Origin of the sequence: Mycobacterium neglectum (assembly GCF_002591975.1) — a bacterium.
Taxonomy (GTDB): Bacteria; Actinomycetota; Actinomycetes; order Mycobacteriales; family Mycobacteriaceae; genus Mycobacterium; species Mycobacterium neglectum.
Window position 1 is genome coordinate 37774 of record NZ_NVQE01000046.1, and the last position, 7508, is coordinate 45281.

Consider the following 7508-nt stretch of genomic DNA (forward strand, 5'->3'; position numbering starts at 1 on the left):
GACAGTCGCTGGCAACACTGGCAACACATCGACTCCTCTTGATTCAGTTGATAATCGCTAGTCGTTGGCGAACGGAGCGAGCGACCATGCTGGCCACAGATTTAGGCACGTTTCGATAGATCGCAGTCTTTGCGAGTTCACCGAAGGCGGTCGGCTGGCCACTGCACAGGACGAGCGCGCGTGCCTGGAGCGGTGGGAGTGGCGCCCCCTGGTCAACAAACAAAGTGCCTATGTCGTCGTCACCGTCAGCGCGCTCCAGCCGCCAGCGGAAGACCTCAACCCCGTTCTCGGCCAGGGCCCAGAGCACACCGTCAGCATGGACAGTGTGAAACCATTCGTCGCCGTTGCGGTACAGGTAAGACGGTCGGCCTTGCACGGTGATCTGGCAGAGGCCAGAATGGCTTGTCAATCTTCCGCTTACAAACCGTAGGGCGCCATCCAATTGAAGATGTTTCACCGGCGCACCGTACGCGGGTGGCGCAGCGGGTTCTCCGAGCTGCAACGGAGGCAACCTGTTCGCGATATAGTCAGCCGCTCGACCGCCGTAGTCGACGCCACAAATATTCAGTCCTTCAACAAGATCCTTGATCGAATCCGACTGCAGATAAACCTGGGTCGGAGTCGCCAGCCGCGAATCGCTCGTTGCGCACGGGATCGTTTGCACTGAGAGTAAGTCACCAAGTTCCTCGACTAAACCCAGGTGACGATGGCCTGCAAGCACTGTCGTACCACCGCACGACGGCAGCAGCACGGCGACTGGCGGAGCCATCGCCCAACGTCCGCCGACCCAGTCAACTTCGACATGCGCCAACGCAGTCATGTCGCGCAGCCACCGGCCCGTTTCGAACGGCTGAGCATTCAGGTCGGCGTTTCGGGCTAGCCAGGCCACCCGTTGCCGCAGATCCCGAATATCGCCCGCAGCTGTCTCGCTCATCCACGCGAGCATCAGGTCAGCGTCCATCGAACCTCCCCCACGCGGTCTGGTACATCTTCCAGATCGGGTCGTCGGCAATGACAACCTGGCATAGCTCCCGCCAGATCTCGCTATCCCGAGCTGATAGACCGCGAAAGTTTGGCTCCTGCATACGAACCCTGATTACTGACCATCGGTCGCGACGCTTCTGCGCCACCCACGTTGCCTTCGGATGGTTGACCTCGAACATCGGAAAGCTGATTCCATCAAAACCGACTGGCAGGGCCGGCTCGCTCATCTCGTGCAACTGACCGCTTGGAAGTATGAGCCAATTCTCCGTTGCCCCGCGGCGAGCAAGCACGGCATGCCGTTCGCGCTCTCTGTCAGAGCACAGGGCTCCGCAGATCGACTGTGGTAGAGGAAGTTCACGTAACCTGTCATCCGACCAACTAAGGCTGCCAATACCAGTCGAGTTCCGATCGTCTGCACCACCGCGCGCGACGACGAATGTCAGCTCTTCGCCGTCTGCGCGAACGACATGAGTTCCCTCTGCCCACGGGCCGATCCGACTGAAGGGAAACGGGAAGATAGATGCGAGCAGACTACCGGTCGTCCCATCAATGGAGACATCCGACTTACGAGGTTCTGCCCCAAGCGGAAGTGCGAGATCTGGTTCACCGCCCGGAAAGTAGATATTCCTGCCGATGCCGCGAAGAATCGGGAGACCGTTCACGAGCCGAGGACGGATGTTTGCACCCACACGAAGGTTCGCCGCGACCGTGACCGGCAGCGCAGCCATCGCTTTCTCAAGTGAGGCCTGGTCGCTGAAAGTCACGCCGTAGAAAATCGCGTAGCCGGGGAAGATTCCGTCCACGATCGATTGGTTCATACGTTGCCATCCACCGTCAGCCGCGTCTTTCAATACACGTTCAACTACAGGCACAGACTCTGATGCAACGAGATGCACATGTTCCTCGTAGGGCTGCAGCGCATCAACCGACATCCAACCGCCGGCATCTGCATTGTCCGCAAGCACAAGGAGTTTCGATGGCTGAAACTCCGCGACGCAATAGTTTCCGCGCGCGACCAGACCTGCGGTGAGCGCAGTTGAGCTCACCGGCGGCAAGCCATCGACCTCAAACATGGAGCTATACGGATCGGTGGTCAGCAACGCTGTGAACTCTTCGCCATCCGAATGTCCCTCTAACAGATCCTCAGCCACATCCGGTACTGCGGGGATCACCCACCAGGCCGCGCTCCGATCGATATCAACCACCAACCGCAGATCGAGCCGGCGAAGACCCTCGGCGGTGATGATCTTGCCGTCCCAGGCAACCGCTAGCTGGTGTACCAGCGTTCGTATGTAGTCCTCAACAGAAGCCTCGCTGAGCGACACAATGAAGCGCTCACTGAGTCCTTGTGAACGAATGCTCGTCCAGACGCGCAACATCGAAATCAGAGACGCCGGACTTGGTATGCCTTCACTTCCGAGGTTGAGCCTGTCGAAGAACCGAGTAAGCGCGGCGCGGTCGCTCTTACGCACTAGTGTCTGCGAAAGCGGATAGCCAATCCGTGTCAGCTCTGGATGCTCGCGAATTGTCGAGACGCCGAACTTGCCACCGTTCTCGTCCAGCCAGCGATCCAGCCTGGCCCACATCTCAGCGACGGCCGTGAAAGCTCCCTGATCGCGAAGGGCGGCTCGAAGCGCAGTTATCTCGACATAAGATCCGTCCGGCAGCATGGCCTTCGCGAGCGGGATGTAATAGTTGTTGCTTGCTATCGCCCCGTCTCGCGACATCTCAGAAGCGGCCAGCACGCTGAGTGCAAGAATCGGCAGGGTCGGCGGCGGCTCATCCTGCAATCCATGCCGCCAGGTCGCTTCCGCCCTCTCGATTCGAGCGAACATCGATCGCCCTGCCGTGACGTCCACAAGCTGACGCACGGACGCGGCCAGTGACCGGGGGCCGTCTTCCCCCACATCGGCGAGGTCTTGCAGAACCACGCGGTCGACGAACATGACCGCAGGTTGCTCCTCCCTACCGCTGAAGAACTCCGCAGCCAGTCGAGCTTGCCAAGTTTGGTACGCATCCGGCAGGCGTGCCGCCCCTCCGCTCGTCACCAATCCCCCATGTGCACAGAATCGTTAAACTGTGGCAGACAGTAGTCCAGCCGGCAGATGCGGCGACGTGTTTCCACGGTCGGCGTGGCCGACACGCCGTCGGCCTCAGTGCTGTCGCCCGCGGCCAACCTCGGGCGCGGTCACGACTGGATCACCTGGGCGCGCCACGGCCCACAGTTCACCGTTAATTTCGGCGACGGGATCAGATCGGTCCGATCGCGCAGGGACAACGCGTGCCGCGACCAGTTCGCCCTTTCGAGGCACCGGCAAGGCCAGATCAGACGCGACACGTGGGTCGTAGTCCTGGTGACCAAGCACGAGAATGCCCTCTGGGCGAAGGGCAGTGCGGGCGCCTCCGTTACCGCGCGCTCGCTTCATGAAGTCATCCTGCTGGGCTACAGTCGCCAGCTCGGCACGTCGCACGACGCGACCGTGCACGCGCCGGAACAACTCGTTCACCCGCGCCTGCCCATGCTGAGTACCCCGCCGTGCTGTCGCTTTGAAGATCGCATCACGCGTTGCAGCATCGAGCTGATGGAAGAGGTTCGGCGCCAACCCCGGGTGATTACTCCATAACCAGCGGATCTGCTCGCGACCGATGAGAGATAACGATGTCTTCGCGTCGCGGTTCTGGGAGCCTCTTATCGTCTCTGGCGTCACTCGAATAAGGCCTGCTTGCCAAGTCGACACTTCATCATTCGCCGTCACGAGCAGGGCGATTTCGCCGATGACCTCGGGTGGCAGCATCCAGCCGTAGGGCTTCATCGAGTACTTGCAATCCACCTGGACGCCGGCGACGCGGTAGTCCGTCTTGTCGCCGTCATCGAAGTCGAACTCGCGATGCATGTTGATCTCCACCAGCGTGCCCATGTGGGTCTTCTCGGTCTTGTGGAGTTCGTTGAAGTTCCAGCGGCCGGTGTGCTGGCCATCGTAGAGCTGATCGAAGGTATCGCGGAGGCCGGTCGCGATACGATCGCCCGTCGGGTCGAGGCGGAACAGCTCCATTGCGACCGCATCGAGCTCAGAGTCGCCTGCCGGCGCCCACGCGATATCCATCGCTTACACCCCGTCAATCCATCCGACGTGCGAGGCTACCGCCACTCACCGACAAACGTGGCGAAATACGGGCACGCTGTGATGTCCCGTCGATGAGTGCGCTATACCGGTATACGCACGCAGATGGCGACTCGACAAAGGCAGGTTCCTGTGACCGACTACCCGCCCGATGCATACGCTCCTAACGGCAAGTTGTGGTGGGAACTCACCAGTTGGCCAGGTCGTAATCAGGATTACGGCGTCGAGCGGAAACTCTCTGCCTGGTTGCGTTTCAACAAGAACGTAGGTGACACCTTCACGACGAGAGAGACTCGATCCGTGCTCGGTGAGCTCGACGTGCCCAACGCTGACGAACACTTCCAGCGGCGACTTCGCGAGCTGAGGAGCAGAGACGGATGGGTGATCCCCTCACGCAAGTACGACCCGAGCCTTCAGCCGGAGCAATATCGCGTAGATAGGGCCGGTTGGCATCCGGGATGCGGAAAGGATCGACCCAAGAAGACCTCGGTTAGCAAGGCGAAAAGGCGTGCCGTCTTCGACAGGGATGGATGGATGTGCCGAGTATGTGGCGCACGGAGCGGAGAGCCACGCTTCGACGATCCGGACAGGACGGTTGCGCTCACCGTAGGTCACGTGTTGTCCAATGACTATGGGGGTAACGCAGATATCCAGAACCTTCGAGCAGAATGCTCGTACTGCAATGAACCCGTCCGATCGGAGGGACGGAAGCCTGAGTCGCCGGAAGAGATTGAAACATCTATCCGGACGTTGAAGGCGGCCGATCGTCTGAGGCTGGCCCAATGGATCGAATCAGGCAGATACATTCGCGGCGCAGCCGAGGAAATATATGACCGCTATCGTCAGCTTGCGCCGGGTGACCAAGATAGTGTCAAGCAGTCGATCAGGACGCTGGCGGGTCTGAACAAACCTAGGCGCTGAGCACAGCGTGCAGCCGTCTATTAATCCGTCGCTGACGCACCGCCTGCCCCGTAATTGCGGATCGGATCTGCAATCCGACTGCCTCTGCCACAGGTGGTGGGAAGGCATTTCCAATCTGCCGGTATGCAGCCGTCTTTCGGCCAAAAAATTTCCACTCGGGTGGGAACCCTTGTATCGCAGCGGCCATTTCGAGCGTCAATCGCGGTGTGTGATCAATCGGCGTCAACTCGTCTGGGCCGTGATTGGCTAGTCCTCTACCATCGACACCGAGTTCCAACCACGCCGCGCGAGCGCGGGTTGGCCCCAAGTCTGGTCCGCCATGCTTACGCGATCCACCAACGATCGTGGGACCGATGCCATCGGCCCGATCGGCCCACAGGTCGGCTCCTGCCCATCCGTCACGGGCCATAAGGTGGTGCAACGTTTTTCCGACCGTCGGCGGGGTGCCCTTGGCCCCAGGCCACTCAAACCGCTCGAAGTACTCGGGCAGCGCTGCGACCAAAATGAACCGCGGCCGTAACTGCGGAACGCCAAACTCACTGGCATTCAATACTTGCCAGTCTGACTTATAGCCGAGGTCCTCAAGGCGCGCCTTGATCGATTTCCGGTACGTCTGGAACTTTGCCGCCGCTAGTCCGCGCACATTCTCCAGCATGACTGCCTTCGGCTGCGCCTCTTCGACGAGGCGTAGCGCCTCCGGGAACAGGTCGCGCTCGTCGTCCTCGCCCAGTTGCTTGCCGGCAATCGAGAACGGCGGGCAGGGCACACCGCCAGCAAGGAGATCGATGCCACGGTATTGGGTGCCGTCGACACCCCGAACGTCACCTTCGTGGATCTTCCAGCGGCTCCGATTGAGACGCAGGGTTTGGCAGGCATCGGGTTCGATCTCAACGGCAAGCTCATGGCCAAATCCGGCGAGGTCGAGACCAAGCGACTGACCGCCAGCTCCAGCGCAGATCTCTAGGCAACTCAGCTTGCTAGCCATTTCACCCCTCCGTCCACGATTCGAACATTTGTTCGATAGACAACTTTACCGCCGGACGACCGGGTTCGTCAAACCCCTCGGGACGTACCGTATCCACATGGTGACCGCGAACGGCCTCGGCACGCCGACGGCGCCGCAAACGGGGGCGTACGTCACAACACCGGGGCGTTCCAGGAACATGGCTGCAATTCGGCGACGAGACACGAAACCCGAGGTCAAACTACGTTCGGAGCTGCATCGACTGGGGTTCCGCTTCCGCAAAGACCACCCGATCCGTGTGGATGGCAAGCTCATCCGGCCCGACGTCGCCTTCACCAGACGCCGCATCGCAATCTTTGTCGATGGCTGCTTCTGGCATAGCTGCCCAGAACACGGGCGGCAGCCGGGGGTCAACGGCCAATACTGGTCACCAAAGCTAGAGGGCAACGCAAGACGAGACAAGGCGCAGACCGCGGCGCTGCAGTTGGCCGGCTGGACCGTATTCCGTTGTTGGGAACACGAATCGATCGACGCCGTGTTGGTCGCTCTTCAAGAAGTGTTAGCGACGCGGACCGATAAGGCAGCCAACTAGAACTGGCCGCCGAAAGCTGGGAGGACGATGTTCGGCAGCGAGCCGCTCCGCGCAAATCCCGTCGCGAAGGGGAGGATCCGCTCGTACCGTCAACGTTGTGAATACTGTCGTGCTGGACGCCAATGAACTGGCTCGCGATCGGCCTTGCGCTGGGCTGAAGTACCAAATGCTCGAGCACACCGGTCACTTCCCCGCGGCTCGCAGTGATGGTGCCCCCTTCTGCGCTCGAGGAGGTGGTCGCCTCCACACACGCAGATCGCCAAAGGCTGAGGGATCCGTGAACGACCTCAACAAAGTTGCGAAGCCGACCGGGTCTTCAGCTGCTACCAGGCGATGACCACGCCCTCGAATATCGCGAGTTTCTGACTGAGTCCTTCCAGGACCAACTCGGGATCACGATGCTTGACGGGCCAGCGGCTTCCCACGCGGATCTGGTAGCCCGCGCGGTCAGAGGAATTGTCGTGGCATCCACCCGGCGAAAGTGGACCCGGCACGTCGGGGGGATGGCGGCAACGATCCAAATCAGCTGCCCCTACTGAATTCAGATGCCGACAACCGCAATGCTTAGGTCTACGCATAACCTGCTACCACCCACCGGCCGAAAAGACCTGCTGGACGAAACGCCATACGACCGAACTTGATCGCAGATGGTCAGCCAAGACGTACACCGCGTAGATCGCTCGGGCTCGCAGCCAGCACCACAAGCAACAGCATTCACACTGGCACCAGGGCGCCAACACGCAGCACAAGCTATGAACGCAGGGCGATTCCGCTGACGTCGGCAAACGCCGTCGGGACGAAATTCCGACTTGTATGGGTGTCACGGCAGGTGAATGGGATTGCAGTCCATAGCGTGTCGTAGCAGACCGGAGGAATGACTCGCGAAATTCCTGTCACCCGCAGTGCGGGTTGACCCTGGTGGGGT

General features: G+C 60.5%; 6 protein-coding genes. 2 read left to right on the forward strand and 4 right to left on the reverse strand.

Translation table 11 applies throughout. The features are described 5' to 3' along the window. Nucleotides 1-43 precede the first annotated feature (43 nt). From CSQ99_RS25760 to CSQ99_RS25770, 3 genes are all read right to left on the reverse strand, one after another. On the reverse strand, nucleotides 44-961 hold the full coding sequence (locus CSQ99_RS25760; protein ID WP_099041845.1) for a sortase family protein: 918 nt from the start codon (nucleotides 959-961) through the stop codon (nucleotides 44-46). Continuing rightward, entirely contained in the window at nucleotides 951-2930 is a 1980-nt protein-coding gene (locus CSQ99_RS25765; RefSeq protein ID WP_099041846.1) for a hypothetical protein, read from the reverse strand. Before CSQ99_RS25765 ends, CSQ99_RS25760 begins: the two co-directional genes overlap by 11 nt. A gap of 207 nt (nucleotides 2931-3137) precedes the next feature. Continuing rightward, on the reverse strand, nucleotides 3138-4037 hold the full coding sequence (locus tag CSQ99_RS25770) for a NaeI family type II restriction endonuclease (RefSeq protein WP_245909090.1): 900 nt from the start codon (nucleotides 4035-4037) through the stop codon (nucleotides 3138-3140). Between the two features lie 201 nt (nucleotides 4038-4238). On the opposite strand from CSQ99_RS25770, the gene CSQ99_RS30835 reads away from it, so the two are divergent. Then, nucleotides 4239-5027: an HNH endonuclease gene (locus tag CSQ99_RS30835; RefSeq protein ID WP_141562734.1), complete on the forward strand. Its 789-nt coding sequence runs from the start codon at nucleotides 4239-4241 to the stop codon at nucleotides 5025-5027. Here the strand turns inward: CSQ99_RS30835 and CSQ99_RS25775 are convergent. After that, entirely contained in the window at nucleotides 5017-6012 is a 996-nt protein-coding gene (locus CSQ99_RS25775) for a DNA cytosine methyltransferase (RefSeq protein WP_099041848.1), read from the reverse strand. The two genes, CSQ99_RS30835 and CSQ99_RS25775, sit on opposite strands and share 11 nt — an antisense overlap. A gap of 178 nt (nucleotides 6013-6190) precedes the next feature. Between CSQ99_RS25775 and CSQ99_RS25780 the strand changes: the two genes are divergently transcribed. Then, nucleotides 6191-6583: a very short patch repair endonuclease gene (locus CSQ99_RS25780; RefSeq protein WP_245909091.1), complete on the forward strand. Its 393-nt coding sequence runs from the start codon at nucleotides 6191-6193 to the stop codon at nucleotides 6581-6583. Nucleotides 6584-7508: the final 925 nt, after the last annotated feature.

Bases quoted from the DNA above. Each gene is read 5' to 3' on its own strand.
- CSQ99_RS25760 (WP_099041845.1), bottom strand. From the start codon at position 961: ATGGACGCTGACCTGATGCTCGCGTGGATGAGCGAGACAGCTGCGGGC.
- CSQ99_RS25765 (WP_099041846.1), bottom strand. From the start codon at position 2,930: ATGTTCGTCGACCGCGTGGTTCTGCAAGACCTCGCCGATGTGGGGGAA.
- CSQ99_RS25770 (WP_245909090.1), bottom strand. From the start codon at position 4,037: ATGGAGCTGTTCCGCCTCGACCCGACGGGCGATCGTATCGCGACCGGC.
- CSQ99_RS25780 (WP_245909091.1), top strand. From the start codon at position 6,191: ATGGCTGCAATTCGGCGACGAGACACGAAACCCGAGGTCAAACTACGT.
- CSQ99_RS25775 (WP_099041848.1), bottom strand. From the start codon at position 6,012: ATGGCTAGCAAGCTGAGTTGCCTAGAGATCTGCGCTGGAGCTGGCGGT.